Annotated in this window: 21 protein-coding genes; 14 read left to right on the forward strand and 7 right to left on the reverse strand. The window is 66.2% G+C overall.

Translation table 11 applies throughout. The annotated features are described in order from the left end of the window. Window positions 1-53: 53 nt before the first annotated feature. The 4 genes from AC1DIN_RS11990 to AC1DIN_RS12005 form a co-directional block, all read right to left on the reverse strand. Window positions 54-803, reverse strand: coding sequence for an SDR family NAD(P)-dependent oxidoreductase (locus AC1DIN_RS11990; protein WP_476809954.1), 750 nt, complete (start codon window positions 801-803; stop codon window positions 54-56). Between the two features lie 277 nt (window positions 804-1,080). Then, window positions 1,081-1,347: a tautomerase family protein gene (locus AC1DIN_RS11995; protein ID WP_476809955.1), complete on the reverse strand. Its 267-nt coding sequence runs from the start codon at window positions 1,345-1,347 to the stop codon at window positions 1,081-1,083. A 29-nt stretch (window positions 1,348-1,376) separates the two neighbouring features. Continuing rightward, entirely contained in the window at window positions 1,377-2,087 is a 711-nt protein-coding gene (locus tag AC1DIN_RS12000) for an SDR family NAD(P)-dependent oxidoreductase (protein ID WP_476809956.1), read from the reverse strand. A 145-nt stretch (window positions 2,088-2,232) separates the two neighbouring features. Continuing rightward, window positions 2,233-3,168 (reverse strand): LysR family transcriptional regulator, encoded by a 936-nt coding sequence (locus AC1DIN_RS12005; RefSeq protein WP_476809957.1) that lies wholly within the window; start codon window positions 3,166-3,168, stop codon window positions 2,233-2,235. A 386-nt stretch (window positions 3,169-3,554) separates the two neighbouring features. Between AC1DIN_RS12005 and AC1DIN_RS12010 the strand changes: the two genes are divergently transcribed. The 8 genes from AC1DIN_RS12010 to AC1DIN_RS12045 all read left to right on the forward strand — a co-directional run bounded on the left by AC1DIN_RS12010 (window position 3,555) and on the right by AC1DIN_RS12045 (window position 11,169). Continuing rightward, window positions 3,555-4,610, forward strand: a complete 1,056-nt coding sequence (locus AC1DIN_RS12010; RefSeq protein WP_476809958.1) for an NAD(P)H-dependent flavin oxidoreductase — start codon at window positions 3,555-3,557, stop codon at window positions 4,608-4,610. 298 nt (window positions 4,611-4,908) lie between these two features. Continuing rightward, the gene (locus AC1DIN_RS12015) at window positions 4,909-5,556 is read left to right on the forward strand and encodes a VOC family protein (RefSeq protein WP_476766633.1); all 648 of its coding nucleotides are present in this window, start codon (window positions 4,909-4,911) and stop codon (window positions 5,554-5,556) included. Between the two features lie 102 nt (window positions 5,557-5,658). Continuing rightward, window positions 5,659-7,038, forward strand: a complete 1,380-nt coding sequence (locus AC1DIN_RS12020) for an FAD-containing oxidoreductase (protein WP_476809959.1) — start codon at window positions 5,659-5,661, stop codon at window positions 7,036-7,038. A gap of 110 nt (window positions 7,039-7,148) precedes the next feature. Beyond that, a complete protein-coding gene (locus AC1DIN_RS12025; protein ID WP_476809960.1) occupies window positions 7,149-7,820 on the forward strand; it encodes a DUF1684 domain-containing protein in 672 nt (223 codons plus the stop codon). 119 nt (window positions 7,821-7,939) lie between these two features. Beyond that, on the forward strand, window positions 7,940-8,815 hold the full coding sequence (locus AC1DIN_RS12030) for a glycine betaine ABC transporter substrate-binding protein (RefSeq protein ID WP_441470229.1): 876 nt from the start codon (window positions 7,940-7,942) through the stop codon (window positions 8,813-8,815). 124 nt (window positions 8,816-8,939) lie between these two features. Continuing rightward, window positions 8,940-9,569: an ABC transporter permease gene (locus AC1DIN_RS12035; RefSeq protein ID WP_476809961.1), complete on the forward strand. Its 630-nt coding sequence runs from the start codon at window positions 8,940-8,942 to the stop codon at window positions 9,567-9,569. Beyond that, window positions 9,569-10,204 carry an ABC transporter permease gene (locus AC1DIN_RS12040; protein ID WP_476809962.1) on the forward strand — a complete coding sequence of 212 codons (636 nt, stop codon included), beginning with the start codon at window positions 9,569-9,571 and terminating at the stop codon, window positions 10,202-10,204. Before AC1DIN_RS12035 ends, AC1DIN_RS12040 begins: the two co-directional genes overlap by 1 nt. Continuing rightward, window positions 10,201-11,169: an ABC transporter ATP-binding protein gene (locus AC1DIN_RS12045; protein WP_476809963.1), complete on the forward strand. Its 969-nt coding sequence runs from the start codon at window positions 10,201-10,203 to the stop codon at window positions 11,167-11,169. The genes AC1DIN_RS12040 and AC1DIN_RS12045 overlap by 4 nt, the downstream gene beginning before the upstream one ends. A gap of 33 nt (window positions 11,170-11,202) precedes the next feature. Here AC1DIN_RS12045 and AC1DIN_RS12050 read toward each other — a convergent pair whose 3' ends face one another. Both AC1DIN_RS12050 and AC1DIN_RS12055 read right to left on the reverse strand, forming a co-directional pair. Then, window positions 11,203-12,828 (reverse strand): B12-binding domain-containing radical SAM protein, encoded by a 1,626-nt coding sequence (locus AC1DIN_RS12050; RefSeq protein ID WP_476809964.1) that lies wholly within the window; start codon window positions 12,826-12,828, stop codon window positions 11,203-11,205. A 606-nt stretch (window positions 12,829-13,434) separates the two neighbouring features. Beyond that, on the reverse strand, window positions 13,435-14,661 hold the full coding sequence (locus AC1DIN_RS12055; protein ID WP_476809965.1) for an MFS transporter: 1,227 nt from the start codon (window positions 14,659-14,661) through the stop codon (window positions 13,435-13,437). Between the two features lie 332 nt (window positions 14,662-14,993). Between AC1DIN_RS12055 and AC1DIN_RS12060 the strand changes: the two genes are divergently transcribed. The 6 genes from AC1DIN_RS12060 (at window position 14,994) to AC1DIN_RS12085 (ending at window position 20,897) form a co-directional block, all read left to right on the forward strand. Continuing rightward, complete coding sequence (locus tag AC1DIN_RS12060) at window positions 14,994-16,031, forward strand: ABC transporter ATP-binding protein (protein WP_476809966.1); 1,038 nt, start codon at window positions 14,994-14,996, stop codon at window positions 16,029-16,031. A 54-nt stretch (window positions 16,032-16,085) separates the two neighbouring features. Next, a complete protein-coding gene (locus AC1DIN_RS12065) occupies window positions 16,086-17,375 on the forward strand; it encodes an ABC transporter substrate-binding protein (RefSeq protein ID WP_476809967.1) in 1,290 nt (429 codons plus the stop codon). 124 nt (window positions 17,376-17,499) lie between these two features. Further along, on the forward strand, window positions 17,500-18,378 hold the full coding sequence (locus tag AC1DIN_RS12070) for a carbohydrate ABC transporter permease (RefSeq protein ID WP_476809968.1): 879 nt from the start codon (window positions 17,500-17,502) through the stop codon (window positions 18,376-18,378). Further along, window positions 18,375-19,217, forward strand: a complete 843-nt coding sequence (locus AC1DIN_RS12075; protein ID WP_476809969.1) for a carbohydrate ABC transporter permease — start codon at window positions 18,375-18,377, stop codon at window positions 19,215-19,217. Before AC1DIN_RS12070 ends, AC1DIN_RS12075 begins: the two co-directional genes overlap by 4 nt. Before the next feature lie 16 nt (window positions 19,218-19,233). Beyond that, window positions 19,234-20,076, forward strand: a complete 843-nt coding sequence (locus AC1DIN_RS12080; RefSeq protein WP_476809970.1) for an endonuclease/exonuclease/phosphatase family protein — start codon at window positions 19,234-19,236, stop codon at window positions 20,074-20,076. Further along, window positions 20,073-20,897, forward strand: a complete 825-nt coding sequence (locus AC1DIN_RS12085; RefSeq protein ID WP_476809971.1) for an inositol monophosphatase family protein — start codon at window positions 20,073-20,075, stop codon at window positions 20,895-20,897. Before AC1DIN_RS12080 ends, AC1DIN_RS12085 begins: the two co-directional genes overlap by 4 nt. A gap of 74 nt (window positions 20,898-20,971) precedes the next feature. Here the strand turns inward: AC1DIN_RS12085 and AC1DIN_RS12090 are convergent, their stop codons facing one another. Beyond that, complete coding sequence (locus tag AC1DIN_RS12090; RefSeq protein ID WP_476809972.1) at window positions 20,972-21,871, reverse strand: metallophosphoesterase family protein; 900 nt, start codon at window positions 21,869-21,871, stop codon at window positions 20,972-20,974. Between the last annotated feature and the right edge of the window lie 55 nt (window positions 21,872-21,926).

Genomic DNA, 21,926 nt, shown 5'->3' on the forward strand with positions numbered 1-21,926 from the left:
CGCTTGGCGCGGTTGCTGCGCGCCAAGGTCATAGCCGCGACGACGGGCGGAGGTCAGGGTCCGACAAGTTGGCCGCCGTCGACCACGATGCTTTGGCCGGTGACCCAGCTGGCCTTGCCCGAAGCGAGGAAAAGCACGACCTCGGCGACCTCCTCGGGCTTGCCCATCCGTCCGAAGGGGATATTGGCCAGCGTCGCCCGGTAGAGCTCGGGGTTGGACGTCTTGCGATTTTCCCACGAGCCGCCCGGGAACTCGATCGAGCCCGGCGCGACGCAGTTCACCCGGATGCCCTTCCGCGACAGCATCTTCGCCTGACTTGCCGTGTAGTGCATCACGGCCGCCTTGATGGCGCCGTAAGGCGCCGAACGCGAGGAGGCCCGCAGGGCTGAGATCGACGAGATGTTCACGATCGACGAGCCCGGTTCCATATGCGGGATCGCGGCATGGCTGCCCCGTACAACGGCCATCATGTCGACGCTGAGCGAGGCCGCCCAGCCCTCCTCGTCATCCGATTGGCCGAAGCCGGAGGCGTTGTTGATGAGGACGTCCAGCCCTCCGAGAGCCTTCACCGCCTCGGGCACATAGGTCGCAATCGCATCCGCGTCAGCAAGGTCGACGCTGGCCGCATGAGCTGTGACGCCGAGCGCCTCAATCTCCCGGCGCGTCGCCTCGAGCGGTCCCGCGCCCCGCGCACAGATGGAAACGGATGCGCCGCCCGCCGCGAAGCCGAGCGCGATGGAGCGTCCGATGCCACGGCTGCCGCCCATCACGATCACTCTCTTGCCGGTGAATTCCTTGGCCATGCGGGCACTCCCCTTCCGACTGCGTCTTGGCGCCCTTATTGCTGCGGTCAAAGGCTCGGTTTCAAGGCCCGTCAACGCGCGGGCTGGGTTGCGCAACCGGCGGGCGAGGATGGCCGGGCTCCCGCCGGTTTGACGGCAGATGAGGCCACCGGACCAAACGCGGGCCCCTCAAGAAGGACCGCGCCTGGCGCCCTCACCTGCGTAATCGCCACCTCGGCGCCGGGCAGATCGAACGACCGGGACTGGCCAGCCCCGGTCATGGCAGTCCTTTCGGACATCACGCGGATTGCCGGCCTGAGCTCGCTGCGGCGGACTCATTTGCCGCTCGTCGCCTGCGGTATTCCGGGACAGGCAGGCCACCCCAGCCCCAGTTGTCGAGATCGACTTCCTCGATCACCACGAAGGTGGAGTCGAGCGGCTTGCTCAGCACGTCGAGCAGGAACCGGCTGACGCCGGCGATGAGCTTGGCCTTCTCCTCGGCGGTTGCCGCGGTACGGCCAGGGCCGGAGCCCTCCCGCGTGACCTGGATGGTGACGATCGGCATGAAAGCCTCCTTCTGGTTCGGCTTGCGCTTTAGTGGCCGGCGCTCTGTCCGCCATCGACATGCAGGATCTCGCCCGTGACGAACGGGGCGCTCTCCAGGAACAGCACGGCGTCGACGATGTCCTTGATTTCGCCCATGCGCTTGACCGGGTGGAGATTGGCCAGGAACTCGTGCGTCTGCGGCGCGTGCATCGGCGTCTTGATCACGCCCGGCGAGACCGCGTTCACGCGGATGCCGCTCTGGGCGTATTCGATCGCGAGCGCCTTGGTCGCCGAATTGATGCCGCCCTTGGTCAGATTGGCGAGTACGGTGGGGACGCCGGCGATCGCATGGTCGGACAGGCTCGTGGTGATGCTGACGATGTGGCCCGAGCCCTGCGTCAGCATCGCCCCCGCGGTCTTCTGGGTGATGTGGAAGAAACCGGCGAGGTTGGTCGCGATCTTGCCGGCAAAGTCTTCGGCCGTGTAATCGGTGAAGGGCTTGGCGATGAAGATGCCGGCATTGTTCACCAGCGTGTCGATCCGTCCAAAGCGGGCGAGTGCTTCGCGGACGACCGCTTCGGCCGTCGCGGGATCGGCGATATCGCCGGGAACCGCGAGAATGTCGGGGTCAGTGCCCTGCTTGATGGAGCGCGAGGTCGCGACGACGCGATAGTTGCGATCGCGGAAACCCTTGACCAGCGCGGCGCCGATGCCCTGCGAAGCACCGGTGATGATCGCCACCTTCCGTTCGTTGCTCATGATGATCCTCGTCTCTTCGACAGCGCGCGGAATGCACGCCGCCTGGCCGGCTCGGCCTGGTGACCACCATTTTGGGAATTTCATCGTTCGACTGAATGCGCGACGCTCGGCAGTCATTCTTCCATGAATCGGAAGAATGATGGTCTCAGCGCTGCATCGCCACCGACTCGGCCGAAAGCCGGGCGAAGTCCGCGCGCAGCCGGGGCACCGCGAAGTCGAGGAACGCCCTGACCTTCGGCACGCTCGAACGCCCCTGCGGCAGCACCAGATTGACTGGGCGTGCCGGTGGCTCGGCGTCCCGCAGCAGGAGCTGGAGCGATCCATCCTGCACGCGCTCGGCGACGTGATAGGTGAGGAGGCGGGTGACGCCCAGCCCGCCGACGGCCGCGCCGAGCGCCGCCCGCACGCTGTTGACGATGAGTCGCGGCTTGAACTGGACGGAGCGGGGAACCGAGCCGCCCTTCGCGGGCGGGAAGACCCAGGCGTCGCGCCCGAAATCGGTGCAGGCGACGATGCTGTGCCTGCTGAGATCGCCGGGCTCGGCGATGCGCGGGTGCTGGCTGAGATAGCGCGGCGAGGCCACGATCACCGGCCTGACGCCGCCGCCGATGCGGATCGCCGTCATCGCGGAATCCGGCAGCTCCAGGATTCGCAGGGCGATGTCGATCCCCTCCTCGATCAAGTTCGCGCCCCGCACGAGCAGGACGAGATTGACCGAGACGGTCGGGTAGGCCTCGACGAAGGCGTCGATGATGGGCCGCAGGATCTCCTCGCCGCTGATCGGCGGCGCCGTGATGGTCAGGGTGCCATGCGGCGCGACGCGCTCGCCGGCCGCCACGGCTTCGGCTTCCTGCAATTCGGTGAGGACGCGGCGGCACGCGGTGGCATAGCGCTCGCCGATCTCGCTCAGTCTGATCGCCCGGGTGGTACGGTGGAGCAGCGTCGCGCCGACCTGCTGCTCGAGGAAGGCAATCGCCCGACTCACAGCTGCCGGAGACCGCCCGAGCTGGCGCCCCGCCCCGGCGAGGCTCCCCTCGTCCAAGGCGGCTATGAACACCTTCATCGCGTCGATGCGATCCATGCAGTGCCAGTAGCCTCGTAACGCCCAACCTTCGCGGTTTCAGCAGCTTGTCAAGCGCGGAGCCTCGGCGACCGGATGGCACACTTGCCCTCGTCGACGCGCGCAGCCGGTATCAGCCGGGCGCGACATCCGGGTCGTCTCGTCAGAGCCATGCGCATCAGTGCAATGGGATCCAGAGCGGCCGCCGCCTAAGGGCTTTCGTTCCTCTTCTCGTTCAGCGGCGGAAGCTACCGGCTGCTGTTCGTGATCGGCGCCGCAGCGATGATCCTGGCTTTGACGATCGACCTCGTCGCAAACCGATCGCCAAAGAGCTCCCAGCGGAGGCCTATCGCGGCTAAGCTCCGTCCCGCCCGCCAACAACCGGGCACCAATCGAAGAGGTTCACCGTGAACGCGACAGGAAACACGAGACTCCTGGATCTCCTGGGCATCGATCTGCCGATCATCCAGGGCCCGATGGCTCTCGCGACGACACCGGAGATGGTCATCGCCGTGAGCGAGGCCGGGGGGCTCGGCTCGCTGGCGGGCGCGCAATACAACGAGGCGGGCCTCAGGGCCGCGCTCGACAAGGTGCGGGCCGGCACGCGCCGGCCGATCAATGTCAACTTCTTCTGCCACACGCCCCCGAGCGACGATCCGGCACGGCAGGCAGCCTGGCTCGCACGGCTGTCCGGCTATTACGCCGAGGCCGGCCTCGATCCGGACATGCCGAAGACGCCGAGCGGCCGCACGCCCTTCGACGCAACCCTCGCGACTGTCATCGAGGATTATCGGCCCGAGGTCGTCAGCTTTCATTTCGGCCTGCCCGCTCCCGAATTGTTCGAGCGGGTGAAGCGCGCCGGCGCCAAGGTGATCGCCTCCGCCACCACCGTGCCCGAGGCGCGCTGGCTGGCCGAGCACGGCGTCGACGCCGTCATCGCCATGGGCGCCGAAGCCGGCGGCCATCGCGGCACTTTCCTGACCGACCGGATCTCCGAGCAGGTTGGCACCTTCGCGCTGGTGCCGCAAATCGTCGACGCCGTCTCCGTCCCGGTCATCGCGGCCGGCGGCATCACGGACAGACGCGGCGTCAGCGCCGCTTTCGCACTTGGCGCCGCGGCCGTCCAGGTCGGCACCGCCTATCTGTTCACGCCCGAGGCGAACATCTCGCCGATCTACCGCAAGGCGCTCGGCATGAGCGAGCGGCCGACTGCGATCACCAACCTGTTCACCGGCCGGCCGGCGCGCGGCATCGTCAACCGCGTGATGTCGGAACTCGGACCGCTGTCGGAGCTGTCGCCGGCCTTTCCGACTGCCGGCACGGCGCTGGGGCCGCTACGCAGCGCGGCCGAGGCGGCAGGTCGCGACGACTTCACCCTGCTTTGGGCCGGCCAAGCCTTCCCGCTCGCAAGGCCGATGTCGTCCGCCGCTCTGACACGGATGCTGGCGGGCCTGGACGCCTGACGGTGTCAGCCGGGGCCAAGGGCGCAGAGCTGTGTCGGATCAGGCGGATATCGACATCGATGTTGCGGCGGATCGCCCTTGAATAGGGGCGGATCTCATGCGCATCATCGACGATCGCCTGCCGAGGCGGTGTGGGCGAAGCCGGGACTTCGCTCATCCTGCTGTGTCCATGCCATCCTCATGGCAATCAATACGCAGCTGAAAAACCGCTTCGCATTGCAGCTGCCGACATGACCCGGCCCCGGCCGATATGAGCACAGGACCACTTTCAGGACATTCGCAAAGCGAGGAGTCCGATATGAGCGACACTCAGGAACATAGCGAAACTGCGGGTGGAGCGGCCAAGGTGCCGGGCGTCGACCTGAAGCTCGAGGTCGTCGCCATTCCCGTCGCGGATGTCGATCGTGCGAAACGGTTCTACAGCGGATTGGGCTGGCGGCTGGATGCCGACTTCCCGGTTGGTGCCAGCTTCCGCGTCGTCCAGTTTACGCCGCCTGGCTCGCCCGCCTCGATCCATTTCGGCACCGGCATCACCTCGGCTGCGCCCGGCTCGGCCAGCGGTCTTTATCTCGTCGTCTCCGATATCGAGGCCGCGCGCACCGAACTCGTCAAGGGCGGCGCCGAGGTCAGTGAGGTATTCCATCGGACGGGGCCGGGCCAGCCGGCACTCAGCGGCCGGGATCCGCAGGGGCGCAGCTATCTTTCATACGCGACCTTCACCGACCCGGACGGCAATGGCTGGCTGCTGCAGGAGATCACCCAACGCTTCCCCGGACGCGTGGACAGCGGCAACACCGCATTCGCGTCGTCGGACGACCTCGCTGCCGCGCTCAAACGCGCCGCCGCCGCGCATGGCGAGCACGAAAAGCGCACCGGCGAGCACGACGAGAACTGGCCGGAATGGTATGCCGACTTCATGGTAGCCGAGCAGAGCGGCGCGCCATAGCCGAGCTGACCGGCATCGGCGCGGCGAGCCGCTGGCGCAACGAGACGTCCGCCGACAGCCACGACCGTAGTTCCCGTCCCAGCATGGATGGAGGCCCACGCCATGGAGCTCAGCTTCGACGCCATCATCATCGGTGCCGGACAGGCTGGCCCTCCCCTCGCGGGGCGGCTGACTGCTTCAGGGATGAAGGTGGCCTTCGCCGAGCGTCACCTGTTCGGCGGGACCTGCGTCAATACCGGCTGCATGCCGACCAAGACGCTGGTGGCAAGCGCCTATGCCGCGCATCAGGCCCGTCGCGGCGCCGAGTACGGGGTCGGGATCGACAACCCGATCCGCATCGACATGGAGCGGGTCTCGGCCCGCGCCAATACCGTCGCGACCAATGCCCGCACGGGTGTCGAGAGCTGGCTGCGAGGGATGGAGGGTTTGACCGTCTTTCTTGGGCATGCGCGTTTCGAAGGCCCTGACCGCGTCCGCATTGGAGAGACCCTGCTGAGCGCGCCGCGCATCTTCATCGATGTCGGCGGGCGCGCGAGCGTGCCGGACATGCCGGGCATCGCCGAGGTCGACTACCTGACGAACACCTCCATTCTCCGGCTCGACACCGTGCCGAAGCACCTGGTCGTCGTGGGCGGGAGTTACATCGGGCTCGAATTCGCGCAGATGTATCGCCGCTTCGGCGCGCAGGTCACTGTCGTCGAGAAGGGGCCGCGGCTGATAGCCCGTGAAGACGAGGACGTCTCCGAGGCTATCCGGGAGATCCTGACGGAGGAAGGGATAGCGGTTCGCACGAACGCGACCTGCATCGCGTTCAAGCCGCAGCAGGACGGCGTGGCTGTCGGCGTCGACTGCACCTCCGGTGATCCTGAGGTGGTCGGCTCGCACGTCCTGCTGGCGGTGGGACGCCGGCCGAACACCGATGATCTCGGCCTCGACCAGGCCGGCGTCGCGACGGACGCCCGCGGCTACATCACCGTGGACGATGGCCTCGCCACCTCCGTTCCCGGCATCTGGGCGCTGGGCGATTGCAACGGTCGCGGCGCCTTCACCCACACCGCCTATAACGACTTCGAGATCGTCGCCGCCAATCTCCTCGACGGCGCGAGCCGCCGCGTCAGCGACCGCATCCCCGCCTATGCGCTCTATATCGACCCGCCGCTCGGCCGAGTCGGGATGACCGAGACCGAGGCCCGCAAGAGCGGGCGCCCCCTGCTGGTCTCGAAGCGACCGATGACGCGGGTAGGCCGCGCCGTCGAACGGGCCGAGACCAAGGGTTTCATGAAGGTCGTGGCCGATGCCGATACCAAGCGGATCCTCGGCGCCGCGATCCTCGGCGTCAGCGGTGACGAAGCGATCCACGGCGTCCTCGACATGATGAATGCCGACGCCCCCTACCCGACCCTGCAATGGGCCGTGCCGATCCACCCGACTGTCTCGGAGCTGATCCCGACCGTGCTCGGAGATCTCCGGCCGATCGCGTGAGCCAAGTACCCACTGACATGATGTGACGCTGAGTCATCGCTTCTGTGATCCGCCCATGGCGGCAGATCGGCCGGGGCGGCCGCAGCGGTCCTAACGAGGAAGGTATCTCGATGGCCGAAGCATTCCAGGAACCGGGTCGTCTCAGGTCAACGACCGGCTCGCTGCAGCATTTCTCCAGCCTGCACGAATGGCGGCGGCAGGTCGCCGATCTCTATGCGACGATCCGCTCCATGCCGGGGCACGAAGGATGGGAGCTTTGGCGCAGCACACGCGAGCGGCTGTTTCGGGAGCACGTCCAGTCGCCGCTTCCGCCGGAACGACGCGCCCGCTTCCGCGGGATCGATTGCTTCCCCTACGATCCGGCACTCCGCTTTGATGTCGCCCTGCAGAGTGTCGGTGCTCGCGAGGCCATCGATATCAGCCTCGGCGAGGATGAGGCGGTCCGGCTCGTCCCGTTCGCGCTCACCGATGGGCTCGGTGCCGCGCTCGGCAAGGAACTGACGCTGTACTGGATCACCGGCTATGGCGGCGGCGTCTTCCTGCCCTTCGGCGACCTGACCAACCGCGACGAGACCTATCCCGCCGGGCGCTATCTCCTCGACACGATCAAGAGCGCCGATCTCGGCACGAGCGGTGACGGCCGGCTGATCCTCGACTTCAACTTCGCCTACTTCCCATCCTGCGCCCATTCCGACGCCTGGGTCTGCCCGCTTTCGCCAGCCGAGAATCGCCTGCCGAAAGCGGTCCGAGGCGGCGAACGGAACCCGCTGCCCACCGGATAGTTCGAGCATGAGCCGATCGGGCGCCGGCCAACGCGGCAGGCCAGCTTCCCGCCCCGTCGCTTGCACCGGCCGCCCCGCTCGCTAGCCTGTCACCCACCGACGCTCAGGAGCTTACCGCCATGCGTCTCATCTCCATGCTCTTCGCGGCTGCTGCGCTCATCGCCTCTTCCGTGACGGCCGTTACGGCACAGACCATCAAGATCGGCTCGAAGAACTTCACCGAGCAGTTCATCGTGGCGGAGCTCTATGCCGCCGCCCTGGAGAAGGCCGGCTTCAAGGTCGAGCGCAAGATCAACCTCGGCGGCACGCTGGTCGCGCACGAGGCTCTGAAGAGCGGCGCGATCGATCTCTATCCGGAATATACGGGCACCGGCTTCAACGCGGTGATGAAGGCGACGACGACCGAGACCGACCCAGAGAAGGTGCGCCAGATCGTCAAGGCCTACTACGAGAAGGAGTTCAACCTGACCTGGCTGAAGCCGTCCAACATCAACAACGGCTATGCCATCGTGGTCCGGCCGGAGACGGCCAGGGACTACAACCTCAAGACCCTCAGCGATCTCGGCAAGGTGGCGAACAAGCTCAGCCTCGGCGCCGGCACCGAGTTCGTCGACCGGCGTGACGGCATCGCCGGGCTGAAGGAGGTCTATGGCGCCGAGTTCCGCGAGTTCAAGCAGTTCGCCGCACTGCGCCTGCGTTACGACGCGCTGACGCAGAAGCAGATCGACATCGCCAACGGCTTCTCGACCGACTGGCAGATCGCAGCCGAGAAGTTCGTCGCGCTCGATGACGACAAGGGCCTGTTCCCGCCCTATTTCCTGGCGCCCGTCGTCCGCCCCGACATCGCGAAGAACGAGAAGGTCGTCGCGACCCTCGAGAAGGTGAACGCCCTGCTCGACAATCCCGTCATGCAGGAGCTCAACCGGCAAGTCGAGGTCGACAAGAAGGAGCCACGCACCGTCGCGGCCAGCTTCCTGAAAGCCAAGGGGCTGTGAGCTTCAGCGCTCGAGTATTTTCGTATTTCGATTCAAGAGAACGCCCTATCTCTCTGTTTTGTCGTATTTTCTTCACGCGAACCGGCACCCGCTTCGCTCGACAGCGCTCTAGGCGATCGCTCTCATGACCTGGACGTTCGAGAACTACGACCGCCTGCTCGTCGCTCTCTGGGAGCATATCCAGCTCGTGGGCACGGGCCTTCTCATCGCGCTGGCGATCGGCCTGCCGCTCGGCGTCTTGTCGGCGCGGCGCCCTCGCCTCGCGCTCGGCGTCCTGCTGGTCGCCGGCGCGCTCTACACCGTGCCGGCCCTGGCGATCTTCGCGCTGCTCATTCCCTATCTCGGCCTCGGCTTCTGGCCGGCCATCGTCGCGCTCGTCGCCTATGCGCTCCTGATCATCATCCGCAACACCGCGACGGGTTTGCGCGAAATCCCGCGGGATATCCTCGATGCCGCAGATGGCATGGGCTACGGCCCATGGCGCCGCCTCTTCGCCATCGAACTGCCGCTGGCGCTGCCCGTGATCATCGCCGGCATCCGCATCACCGTGGTGACGCAGGTCTCGGTCGCCACCGTCGCCGCATTCATCAATGCCGGCGGGCTCGGCGACATCATCTTCCAGGGCATCACCCAGGACTTCGGCGAAAAGGTCTTTATCGGCGCCGTCGTGACCTCGGCGCTGGCCGTATTCTGCGACGAGAGCTTGCGTAGGTTCGAAATCCGTCTGCGCGCCCATCAGGCGGAGCAGGCCTGATGTATGGCTGGATCTCGGCTCATCCGGAGACCTTCGTCACCGCCCTCCGGAACCATCTCTGGCTGAGTGCGGCATCGCTCGCCGCCGTGCTGTTGATCGCCCTGCCCGCCGGCCTCGCCCTGACGCGTCATCGCAGCTGGGCTCAGCCCGCCATTGCGCTCGCCAACATCCTTCGGACTATTCCTTCGCTGGCGCTGCTCGTGCTCCTGCTCCCTGTTCTGGGAACAGGCTTCCTGCCCTCGGTGGTCGCGCTGACGCTCTACGGTCTGCCGGCCCTGCTGCTCAACACCTATACCGGGGTGAGCGAGGTCGATGCCGACATCGTCGACGCCGCGCGCGGCCAGGGCCTGTCCGATGCCCAACTGCTGACGAGGATCGAGATTCCGCTGGCCCTGCCCGTCATTTTCGCCGGCATCCGCACCGCCGCCGTCCAGATCGTATCGGCGGCAACGCTGGCCGCTTTCATCGGCGGCGGCGGGCTGGGCGAGCTGATCACCAGCGGCATGGCCAATTTCAACTTCCCGCAGTTGATCGCCGGGGCTGTCGCGGTCGCGGCCCTGGCCTTCGCGACGGAGATCATCTTCGCGGGCCTCGAAAGGCTGGCGACCCACCGGATGCAAACGAAACCAGCATGACGATCCGCCTGGAACAGGTCACCAAGCGCTTTCCCGGCACTGCGCAGCCGGCCGTCGAAAGCCTCGACCTCACGGTCGAGGCCGGCAAGCTCTGCGTGCTGATCGGCCCGTCCGGCTGCGGCAAGACCACGACGATGCGCATGATCAACCGGCTGATCGAGCCCAGTTCGGGCCGCATCCTCGTCGGTGACCGCGACATCGCCCAGGGCGATGCGGTCGAGCTCAGGCGCCATATCGGCTACGTCATCCAGCAGGTCGGCCTGTTCCCGCACATGACGATCGCCGAGAACGTCGCGACCGTGCCGAGGCTGCTCGGCTGGGATGCCGCGCGCATCCGGGTGCGTAGCGAGGAGATGCTGGCGCTCGTCGGCCTCGACCCGGCGCAGTACCTGCCGCGCTATCCGCGCCATCTCTCGGGCGGGCAGCGCCAGCGCGTCGGCGTGGCGCGGGCGTTGGCGGCCGACCCGCCGGTGATGCTGATGGACGAGCCCTTCGGCGCCGTCGATCCGATCCTCAGGAGCCGCCTCCAGGAGGAGTTCCTGGCGATCCAGAAGCGCCTGAGAAAGACAGTGATCTTCGTCACCCACGACATCGACGAGGCGATCCGCATGGGCGACGTCGTCGCCATCATGCGCGACGGCAAGCTCGTCCAGTACGACACGCCCGATCGTCTGCTTGCCGCACCGGCCGACGATTTCGTTGCCGATTTCGTCGGCGCCGACCGTGCGCTGCGCCGACTCTCACTGGTGAGCGCCGCCGACGCCGTCGAGCCGGGCCATGCGCTCGATGGCTTCGAACTTCCCGGCTCCCTCCAGCTTCGGGGCGTGCTGTCGGCGCTGCTCGCGGAGGGCCGCGATGCCGCGACCATCGTCGACGAGCACGGTCGGCCCCTTGGCCAGATCACGCTGGCGGCGCTGCGGGCGCGCAGCGCCGGTCGCGCCACGGCCGGGAGCGACGTGGCCTGACTCAATGCGGCGCGGCCGCATCGTCACGCGCGCTCAGCTTGCCGCTGCCGTTCTGGCCACAAGGGAGCTTGCTGCGTACGGACTGGAAGGGGCTTTCGGCGAATGGTCGATCTGTCGTTGGACCTGAGCGATGACGTGCCGGGAGAACGGCCCGAGATGGAGATAGAGCGCGACCATCATCATCACATAGGGCAGCGCCTGGCGGTTGTGCGTGAGGCAGTCGACCACGGTCTTCCAGAACTCGCGACGGACGCCTCCCTTCGCCGTCGTCATTCGCCAGATCAGGCGCCAGGAAGACTGCAGCTCTTGCCACTCCATCGATTTCGGCAGCTCCAGGCGACGATTGCTGCAGTCGAGCATGCGCCCGACCCGCCGAACGCGGCCGAAGAACGCCTGAGGCGCGTAGACGGCTTCCAGCACCGCCTTGTAGTCCTCCAGAATAGCGCGGCGCGGGCGGCTGGTCATGAAGTTGAGCCCCGCGGTGCATTGGTCGCCTAACCCCTGCGCATGGACGGCATCATTGGGGATGGACAGGCGGCCTTCCCGATCAAGGCGCCGGGTCAGCTGGGTGTTGGGCAGCGCATAGAGAAGGCCGACCATGCAAACCGGAATCGCCGTGTCCTCGATGCAGTCGATCATGCCCCGCGCGACACTTCCCTTCTCGCTGTCGAAGCCGAGGATGAAGCCGGCATTCACGAACAGGCCGGCCCTGTAGATCCGATGAACGCTTTCCTCGAGGCTGCGGCGGGTGTTCTGCTTCTTCTGCGTCGAGATCAGCGTATCGGTATCCGGGCTCTCGATGCCGACGAAGATCGTGAAGAAGTTGGCCTCGCTCATGGCCTGCATCAGGGCAGGATCGTCCGCTAGATTGATCGAGGCCTCGGTCGAGAACTCGAAGGGGAAATTCCTGTCCCGAATCCACTGGATCAGGACGGGCAGGAATTGCTTGAGCGCCTTCTTGTTGCCGATCAGGTTGTCGTCGACGAAGTCCACATGGCCGCGATATCCGAGGGCGTAGAGGGTCTCCAGCTCCCTGACGATCTGCGCGCTCGTCTTGGTGCGGGGCACGCGCCCATAGAGCTCGATGATGTCACAGAACTCGCAGTTGAACGGGCAGCCGCGCGAGAACTGCACGCCGATGTGCAGGTAATGCGCGAACTTCAGGAGGTCGAAGCGCGGTGTCGGGCTCTTGGTGACGTCGGTCTTGCCCATCTCGGAACGGAAGACGCCGCTCCGGGTCCCCGCGCTCCAGGCCGAGACGAAACCGTCCATGATCTCCTCTGCCTCGCCCAGCACCAGAAAATCGGCGGCTTCGTAGATCTCGGGAGTCGAGGTTGCGTCGGGGCCACCGACCACGACCGGCTTTCCCAAGGCGCGACACTGCGCGATGACGGCGAGCGTTCCGTCCTGCTGCGGCAGCATGCCACCGGTCATGACGAGATCCGCCCAGGCAAGGTCCGGCTCGCCCAGCTCCTCCGCGTTCAGGTCGACGAGCCGGATCTCCCATGTCGCGGGAAGCAGGGCAGCGACGGTGATCAGGCCGAGCGGCGCGGCCGGGTGGCGCGCACCGGCCAGTTCGCAGGTCGCCTTGTAGTTCCAGAAGGAGTTCGGGTTGAACCGCGGATAGATCATCAACACTCGGCAGCGATCGCTCGACATGTCATCTTCCCTGTTCGTGCGCAGCGGGGCGATGCAGGGCGCGTGGACCCTGCCTCCGGTCACGACGAGGCAACCGCTCCCGCCGGACCTGATGCCCGGCAGGCGTAGAGGACTTCGCCGCTTCGGGTTGCAAGGCCTATGCCCGGAAGTCTGGAGTGCGATTTCCCTGATCGAACAATGCGTTGGGTGAATCGGCCCCCTTTGGGGACCTCCAAAGATGTGGCGGCACGACAAAATTTGGGGGAAGCTTACGAATAGCCGACGCAGCCGGCGTGCGCGTCGACGGCCGCCGCCAGGATCGCGGGAGAGTTCATTCCAGCGCTTGCGGGCGCCCTGGTTGCTTGGCCTGCTCGCAGCGATATGCCGAGGCCGCAGCACCATCCACGATGGGCTGACCCGGGACGGAAAGGTTGTTTCAGGGCCGGCATGATGCCGCCAACCAAATTGTCGGAGCTGCAGCCCTGGCTTACCTAAGGGCTGGCCGATCAAAAATCTGAAGGGCTCTGAACCAACTCAACGCGGAACCTCTGGGACAGCAAGCGTCACAGCGCGGATTGAGGCGCACTCTTCCGGCATCCCTGAGCGAATAGCGTTGCTCAAGCTGTATCAATGTGCCGGGCGCGCTCCGGCAGCAGTGTCGTTGAGTCGGGGCAGGAACCAGGCGAGGAGGCCGACCATCGGGATGAACGAGCAGATCCTGTAGACGGTCTCAATGCCGAGCAGGTCCGCGAACTCGCCGAGCAGCGCCGCCGCCAAACCGCCGAGTCCGAAAGAAAGCCCGTAGAAGAAGCCGCCGACGAGCCCGACGCGGCCGGGGAGCAATTCGAGCGCATAGATCAGAATCGCGGCAAAGGCGCTCGACATGATCAGGTTGATCACGATGGTCAGCACGCCCGTCCAGAACAGATCGGCATAAGGCAGGATCAAGGTGAAGGGCAGCGCGCCCAGGATCGAGAACCAGATGATCTTGTTGCGGCCGATCCGATCGCCCAGCATGCCGCCGCCCAGCGCGCCCACCGCCGAGGAGGCGAGGAACAGGAACAGCATGACCTGCGAATTCTGCACGGAGATGCCGAATTTGCCGATCAGATAGAAGGTGTAGAACGAGGTGAAGCTGGCGGTGTAGGCGTTCTTCGAAAACAGCAGCACGATCAGGATCGTGATCGCGAAGGCGACCGAGCGACGGCCCGGCCGCGCGGGCGCTGCGCTCCTTGCTGCGGCGGCCTTGGGCGGACGAGCGCGGTCCAAACGGGCATAGCTCGATGCCGTCCAGATCATCAGCATCATCGCGACGAGCGCCGCGACCGAGAACCAGGCGAGGCTTCCCTGCCCGCGCGGCACGATGATGAAGGCAGCAAGCAGCGGCCCGAGCGCGCCGCCGGTCTGCCCCCCCACCTGAAAGATGCCTTGCGCAAAGCCATGCTGTCCGCCGGAGGCATTGCGCGCCATCCGTGTTGCCTCCGGATGGAAGATCGACGAGCCAATTCCGACGCAGGCCGCCGACAGGAGCAGGAGCCCGTAGCTCCCGGCATAAGAGAGACCGATGAGACCGGCGAGCGTGAAGCCCATGCCGACGACCATCGAATAGGGCATCGGATGCTTGTCGGTATAGAGCCCGACCGCAGGCTGCAGCAGCGAAGCCGAAACCTGGAAGGTCAGCGTGATCAGGCCGATCTGGCCGAAATCGAGGCGATAAGCTTCCTTGATGATCGGGTAGGTCGCCGGGATCAGCGATTGGATCATGTCGTTGAGCAGATGCGTCACGCTGAGCGCGATCAGCACCGGCATCATGGCACGCTGGGGCAAGGAGGCGGTCTGTGCGCTGGTGGTCATCGCGGAGCCTTCCAGCACGCCCGGCCGGAACGATTCCCACCCGGCATGCAGAAAGCGCTCTCTAGACGATCTCCTGGGCGCAAACAATTTCGTGAGCCGGCGCCACGGCGATGCAAATAATGCATGCGCTGGCCGTAAACCGGCCGTTCGACCCGGCACCCGGACCGCCAGCACCGTGCGTCCTTCGCTCATCGGCGCAGGAACGTGTGGTCAGGCGTGGCCCCGCTCTTGTCTCCGCACCGATTTTATCTTCAAGTTCGCCCGTCACATAGCCGACAGTCGCAGCGTCCAGCGTCGGCACGATATGGATTGCTTGGACGGCCGGGTTGCGAATGGTTTCGGTAGAGCTCAAGACCGTTTCGAAGAGCTGGGGCGGAGCCGCGGCCGTCGATGCCATCAGCTTCACCGTCGAAGGCGGCAATCTCGTCGCGCTGCTCGGCCCGTCGGGCTGCGGCAAGTCGACCACGCTGAGGCTGATCGCCGGGCTGGAGGAGACCAGCAGCGGCACGATCGCGATCGGCGGGCGAGACGTCACCCACTCCTCGCCCTCGCAGCGCGGCATTGCCATGGTGTTCCAGAACTATGCTTTGTTCCCGCATCTGAGCGTGGCCGAGAACATCATGTTCGGGCTCAAGGTCCGCAAGGTCTCGCGTGCCGAGCGCGACGAACGCCTCGCCCGCGCTGCCTCGATCCTCGGGCTTTCCGCCCTGCTCGAGCGCAAACCGTCGCAGCTTTCCGGCGGCCAGCAGCAGCGCGTTGCGCTCGGTCGCGCCATCGTCGCCGAGGCGCCGGTCTGCCTGATGGACGAGCCGCTCTCCAACCTCGACGCCCAGCTGCGCGTCGAGATGCGCCGCGAGATCCGCGAACTGCAGCAGCGCCTCGGCATGACCATGGTCTACGTCACGCATGACCAGGTCGAAGCGATGACGATGGCCGATCAGGTCGTGCTGATGCGCAACGGCAAGATCGAGCAGGATGCTCCACCCGACGTGCTCTACGAGAACCCGGAGACCATCTTCGCGGCACGCTTCGTCGGCACGCCGCCGATGAACGTGCTCCCCCTCGCCACCGTGCAGGCGCGCGGCGGCACGCTGACCCCGCCCGCCGGCCTCGACCCGGCGGGGCTCGCGGTCGGCATCCGTCCCGAGATGATCGAGATCGCCGACAGCGGTGTCGCCGCCGATGTCGTCGCGGTCGAGTATCTCGGCTCCGACACGCTGCTCGAAACCCGCATCGACGGCCATTCCTTCATCATCAAGCGGCCCGGAAAAGTCCGGGCCACAGCCGGCGAACAGGTCTACATCACGTTGTCACAATCGGCGCTGCACTGGTTCGATCTGGCGTCGGAACAGAAGGTGGTTCGGGACTGAACCGGCCGAGAGTGTCGGACGCTCGAACCATCCCAGCAAGGGAGAGAGGATATTATGGACAGGCGTGAATTTCTCGGCGGCACGGCCGCCCTCGCGGGCGCGACCGCCCTGCCCGGCATCGCCCGGGCGCAGAGCACGGAGCTTTCGTTCTTCTACCCGGTCGCCGTGGGCGGGCCGATCACGAAGCTGATCGACGCCTATGCCGCCGGCTTCGAGAAGGAGAACCCCTCGGTCAAGCTGAAGCCGATCTATGCCGGCACCTATCAGGAAACGATCGTCAAGGCGCTCACCGCGCACAAGAGCGGCAGCCCGCCGGTGCTCTCGGTGCTGCTCTCGACCGACATGTTCACCCTGATCGACGAAGAGGCGATCGTGCCCTTCGACGACTTCATCAAGACCGACGAGGACAAGAAGTGGCTCGCCAGCTTCTTCCCCGGCTTCATGGAGAACAGCCAGACCGGCGGCAAGACCTGGGGCATCCCGTTCCAGCGCTCCACCGTGGTGCTCTACTGGAACAAGGAGCTGTTCAAGGAGGCCGGCCTCGATCCCGAGAAGCCGCCGAAGACCTGGGCCGAGCAGCTCGAATTCGCGCAGAAACTGACCAAGCGCGACGCCGCCGGCAACGTCACCCAATGGGGCATCCAGATCCCCTCCTCCGGCTTCCCCTATTGGCTGTTCCAGGGGCTATCGACGCAGGCCGGCGCGATCCTCGCCAATCCGGCGGGCGACAAGACCGATTACGCCAACCCGGGTGTGGTCGAGGCGCTGCAGTACTGGGTCGACCTCGCGCAGAAGCATAAGGTCCACCCGCCTGGAATCGTCGAATGGGGCACCACGCCGCGCGACTTCTTCGAGAAGAAGGTCGCGATGATGTGGACCACCACCGGCAACCTCACAAATGTCCGCGCCAACGCCAAGTTCCCCTTCGGCGTCGCGGTGCTGCCCGCCGGCAAGAAGCCGGGCAGCCCGACCGGCGGCGGCAACTTCTATCTCTCGAAGAAGGCGACCAAGGCCGAGCAGGAAGCGGCCTTCAAGTTCGTGCGCTGGATCACCACGCCCGAGCGCGCCGCGCAGTGGAGCGCCGATACCGGCTATGTCGCGGTGACACCGGCCTCCTACGAGACCGAGGCGATGAAGAAATACGTCGCCGACTTCCCGCAGGCGCTGGTCGCGCGCGACCAGTTGCCGAGCGCAGTGGCCGAGCTCTCGACCCATGAGAACCAGCGCGTCACCAAGGCGCTGAACGACGGGCTGCAGGCAGCGCTGACCGGCACCAAGACGCCGCAGAAGGCGATGGAAGATGCGCAGGCCGAGGCCGAGCGCATCCTCAAGCCCTACCGGTAGAGTATGTCGATGAAGTTCAGCCGTCATTGCGCGCGCAGCGAAGCAATCCATGGGAACGTCAAGCCCTGCCGTCCCTGGATTGCGTCGTCGCTCGCGCTACTCGCATTGACGGGGCGGTAAGCCAATGACGAACCGCGCGACCGCGACACTCCATGGCTGGCTGCTCCTGCTGCCGGCCATGGCGTGCCTGGCCCTGTTCACGCACTGGCCCGCGGTCGCGAGCTTCATCGAGAGCTTCTACTCGACACCGAAGGCGCGCCGCCCGGCGCGTTTCGTCGGGCTCGAAAACTATCAGCAGATGCTGGCCGACCCGATCTTCTGGAAGGCGCTGAGCAACAACTTCTGGTTCGCGCTCGGCACCATCCCGACCTCGATCGCGCTGGCGCTGCTGATGGCGGTCTGGGTCAATGACAGGATTGCGGGGCGAACACTCGTCCGCATGGCCTTTTTCACGCCGACGATCCTGCCGATGATCGCGGTCGCCAATATCTGGCTGTTCTTCTACACGCCGCAATACGGCCTGCTCGAGCAGGTCATCGGCCTGTTCGGCGGTCGCTCGACCAACTGGCTGGGATCGCAGGACACGGCGCTCTACGCCATCACCATCGTCGCGATCTGGAAGGAAGCCGGCTTCTTCATGATCTTCTACCTCGCGGCGCTGCAGGCGATCCCGCCCAGTCTCGGTGAGGCCGCGGCGATCGAGGGCGCCTCGCGCTGGACCTTCTTCCGGCGCATCCAGTTCCCGCTGCTGATGCCGACGACGCTGTTCGTACTGATCAACGCCGTGATCAACGCCTTCCGCATGGTCGACCATATCGTGGTGATGACGCGCGGCGGCCCGGACAACGCGACCACCCTGCTGCTCTACTACATCTACCAGGTCGGCTTCGGCTTCTGGGATACGGCCTATGCCGCGACGCTGACCTGCGTGCTCCTGGTGCTGCTCGCGCTGGTGGCCTTCGTCCAGTACGGCTGGCTCGAACGCAGGACGCACTATCAATGAGCGCCCCGACGCGCACAGACCCTTACGCGCCCAAAGGCTTCTCGCTCACGCTGGAATCCATCGGCGCGATCCTGCTCGCCCTCATCTGGGTGCTGCCGCTGGCCTATGCCGTCTGGGCGGCGTTCCACCCGGCCGAATACACGACGCGCTTCGTGCTGACCGCGCCGCTGACGCTGGACAATTTCACGCGGGCCTGGGCCGCGGCGCCCTTCGCCCGCTATTTCCTCAACACCTTCATCCTCGTGACCATGATCCTCGCCTTCCAGCTCGTGCTGGGGACGCTCGCGGCCTATGCGCTGGCACGGCAGGATTTCTGGGGCCGTGACATCGCCTTCGTGCTGATCCTGGCGCAGCTGATGATCATGCCGGACGCGCTGATCGTCGAGAACTACCGCACGCTCGCCAAGGTCAACCTGATCGACACGATCCCGGCGATCGCCCTGCCCTACATCGCCTCGGCCTTCGGCATCTTCCTGCTGCGGCAGACCTTCAAGACCGTGCCGAAGGAACTCGACGACGCCGCCCGCGTCGAGGGAGCGAGCCCGCTGCAGGTGCTGATGAAGGTCTATGTCCCGCTCGCGAAGCCGACCTACATCGCCTATGGCCTCGTTTCGGTCAGCTACCACTGGAACAACTTCCTCTGGCCGCTGCTCGTCACCAACTCGGTCGAGTCGCGGCCGCTGACGGTGGGCCTCCAGGTCTTCTCCTCGGCCGACCAGGGCATCGACTGGGCGGTGATCTGCGCGGCGACGCTGATGACCTCGGCACCGCTCCTCGTCGGTTTCCTTCTGTTCCAGCGCCAGTTCGTGCAGAGTTTTATGCGCGCGGGCATCAAGTAGGGTCGAGGCCGGCTCAATGAAGCTGATCACCTGGAACATCCAGTGGGCACGCGGCGTCGACGAACGCGTCGATCCGCGCCGCATCATCGACCACGCCAGGCAGATGGCCGATTTCGACGTGCTCTGCCTGCAGGAAGTCGCGGCCAACTTCCCCGATCTCGACGGCAACGACCGCACAGACCAGTTCGCCCTGTTCGGCGAGTTGCTGCCGGGCTTCACCGCCATCGATGCGATCGGGGTCGACGTCTCCGACAGCCAGGGCGGGCGCAAGCGCTTCGGCAACCTGCTGCTGACCCGGCTGCCGGTGGCGCAGGCGCTGCGCCACACCCTGCCCTGGGAAGCGGCGGCCACGCGCAACATGCCGCGCGTGCTGGTTGAGGCCATGGTCGAGACGCCCTTCGGCCCGATCCGGCTGATGACGACGCATCTGGAATATTCTTCGTCCGTGCTGCGCGCCGCCCAGGTCGAGGGCATCCGGCAGGTCCACCGCATGGCCGCCGAAAGGCAGGCGACGCCGCGCGCATCCGGCCCGCACACCTACGCGCCGACGCCGAACTCGGCCAGCGCGATCCTGACGGGCGACTTCAACATGCGGCCGGACGACGCCGGGCTGGCGCAGCTACTCGCGCCGTTCGACGGGGATGTGCCGCCGTTGGTCGATCTATGGCCGGTGCTGCAGGGCGTTGCGCCGCATCCGCCCTCGGCCTTCATCTGCGATCAGACCTATGGTCCGCCCGGCTGCCTCGACTATGTGCTGGCGACGCCGGATCTTGCCGCGCGGGCACGCGCCATCGTCTACGACATCGAGACGCGAGCCTCCGACCACCAGCCCATCCTGGTCGAGTTCGGCCTCGGATGATCTTCACCCGGCAGGACCATGACCGGCTCGACGCCATCCTGAGCGAGGCGGCCCGACGCGAGGTGATGCCGCGCTTCCGGCGCCTCGCCGATAGCGATATCCGCGAGAAACAGGCACCGGGCGATCTGGTTACGGAAGCCGACGAGGCCGCCGAGCGCTTCATCTGCGCCGAGCTGGCGAAGGCCTTTCCGGGTGCCGCGCTGATCGGAGAGGAGGCCGTGACGCGCGAGCCCGCGCTGCTCGGCCAATTGGGCGATGCCGATCTCGCCTTCGTCATCGATCCGATCGACGGCACGCTCAACTATGCCTGCGACCTGTCGCTCTTCGCAGTGATGGCGGCCGTCATCGTCAGGGGCGAGATCGTCGCCTCCGTGATCCACGATCCCGTTGCCGGAGACAGCGCCATGGCGCTACGCGGCGAAGGCGCCTGGCTTCGTCGCGCCGATGGCTCCAGCCGCGACCTGCGAGTCGCCCCGGCCGTCGCGACGCGCCACATGAACGGCATGGCGAGCTGGCAGTATTTCCCGGAGCCGCTGCGCAGTTCGCTTCCCAGCCGCTTCCCCGCCTTCCTCGAAGTCGGCTCGCTGCGCTGCTGCGGGCAGGAATACCGGCTGGCGGCGGCAGGACGCCTGCAATTCCTGCTCTACGGCATCCTCAATCCCTGGGACCACGCACCGGGCGTGCTGCTCTACAGCGAGGCCGGCGGCCACGCACGACTGCTCGACGGCCGCAGCTATTCCCCGGCCGAGCGCCCGGCCGGGCTGCTCTGTGCGCCCGACGCAGAAAGCTGGAAGGAAATCCGCGGAATTCTGCTCAATTGAACAGCGCCCGCCGCCCGAACCCGGACCTCTGACCGAACCCTTCACTCCGAATCTCTCACGGCCTTGAATCCCGATCAGGCCACCGCCGCCATATCCGTCTGGACGGCGGAGACAAGACGCCTTTGCCGCAACTCGGGGTGCTCTTCGAACGGCTGGAGCGGCGTCATCCAACGCTTCACCGTCTGCGCCGTTGCGATGCGAGCTGAGAACGGGTCGGCGCCGTGGACCGTCCAGGCGATGGTCTCACCGAGCTCGAGAAGAGCGAAGGCGCCGGCAGGCCCGGGCATCGTCGTGAAGCTCTCGGTCAGAGACTGCAGCGTCAGGTGCGGGATGCCGTCGACCGTGGTCAGCGTGTTCCAGTGGACATGGCCGGCGATGCAGATCACCGGCACTTTCGCCCGGGCGAGCACAGCACGGACGCGCTCGGCACCGGGATAGGTCGAGGATGCCGGATTACGCTCGAAGTAGTAGTTGCCGGTCTGGGCGTGGCCGGAGACCGGAACATGGCTCATCACGACCAGCGGCCGGTCGGCGGCCTCGATGGTCGCGGCGAGCCAGATGAGGTCGGCCTCGCGCAGCACGAAGCCGCCTGGCCGGTGGATGCGTGAATCGGCGGCCCAGAGCACGAAGCGCCAGTCGCCGAGGTCGACGGTGCGATGGCCAAGCGCTTGGCCGAGGATCTCTTCGTTCTCGGCGACGCTGAGATGATCGCGATCATGGTTGCCGCAGAGATGGAAGCGCGGCGCCGCGATCGGCGCGAAGGCTTCCGCGACCTCCCGCTCCAACCTGAGGTCGGTGTCATGGTCGATATCGGAAATGCGATCTCCAAGGTCGATCACGGCGTCGGGCTGCGCCTCAGCAACGAAGCGGCGGAACTCGTCCATCAGCGGCAGGGCTGCGGTGCCGATCTTGGTGAAGCTGTTCCTGCCGTGATGGATGTCGGCGACGAAGGCGAGGCGAAGGGATCGGGTCATGGCGTGGCTCGTCGAGCAGGGTCGGAAATAGGAGGCGGGAGCCGGCGATACCGGC

The organism is Allobosea sp. 05T438, assembly GCF_056396025.1.